This is a genomic window from Clostridium sp. D33t1_170424_F3 (assembly GCF_015667585.1).
Classification (GTDB): domain Bacteria; phylum Bacillota; class Clostridia; order Oscillospirales; family Acutalibacteraceae; genus Anaeromassilibacillus.
This window is the reverse complement of the sequence record NZ_JADPEG010000041.1, coordinates 1-1,101: the sequence shown is the minus strand read 5'-3', so window position 1 is coordinate 1,101 and position 1,101 is coordinate 1. Positions and strand designations below refer to the sequence as shown.

Annotated in this window: 1 pseudogene; it reads right to left on the bottom strand. The window is 60.8% G+C overall.

The features are described from left to right. Positions 1 to 1,101, bottom strand: a pseudogene (locus tag I4V53_RS13850) (FIVAR domain-containing protein); the annotation flags it as partial.

Here is a 1,101-nt window from a genome sequence, read left to right as displayed (position 1 = left end):
GAACCGCCGCCGGACGGCTTACTGCTGTTGTGGTTGTCGTTCAGCTTATCCCACGCATCCTGCAGTCCGTCACACGCGCTGTCCACCTCCGCCTGCGTCGCCAGCGGATTGTTCATGGTATCCTCCGCGATGGCGCGTCTGGCCTCGTAGTACGCCACCTTCGCCGCCGGGTAGCCGCTCAGGTCCACATTTGCCGTGCGGTCCAGGATCGCCTTCAGCGCATCCTTGTTCGGAATCTTCTGCAGGCTGGCAATCGCTGCGGCCAGCGTCTTCGCCGCCGCGTCGATCTGTGCCTGTGTCGCATCCGCCGGCAGCTCTCTCGCTGCTTTCAGCGCTTCCTTAAAGGCGTCCTGTCCAATCGGCAGATACTCCGTCTCGAGTATGCTTTCGATCTTCTCCGCCTCCGCCAGAAGCTTCTGTAGCCCGCTCCAATTCGTTGTGTACTCCAGCGCCATAACAGCGTCATACAATGCTTCCGTCGCTGTCTTGACGTCCTCTTCCAGCGCGTTCTTGTCCTGCTCCACCGCCCTGGCTTCGCTCAGCTTTGCCTGCATGGCCGCCCAGCTTGCCGCGGTGTAGTTCGCCTCCTGGAGGCCTTCCGCAATCGCGATCATATCGCGCAGGTCTTCCTTGTCTCCCGCACGGAACTCCAGGTAATGGATCATGTGCAGCAGGTCGCTCCACGCCTTGTTGATCTCCGCCTGCGTCGCGGCCGCATCCTCATTGACAGCCTTCGCTGTGTTATACGCCGCCATGAACTGCGTCTTTACATCCGGCACCAAAGCTTCCACATCACCCGCGTCGATGCGCTCCTTCGCGTAACCGACCACCAGGCCCAGAACGCTCTTGTCCGTCACTTCAAACGTGAAGTTCAGCGCGGTCTCTTCTTTGCCCATCGTGAAATCATAGCTGTAGGTATTTCCGCTGATCAGTGCCGGCTCCGCGCCGCCCACTGTGACGGAGCGGAACATCCGGCCGCTGATGCGCGGCTCAAAGGTGAACCGGTACGCGGTCCCCTCTTCCGCCTTCTGCACCTGGTATCTGCCGATCTTATCCGCGATCGGCTGCGCCTCGCCGTTGACCTTCAGCGTCACATTGGAG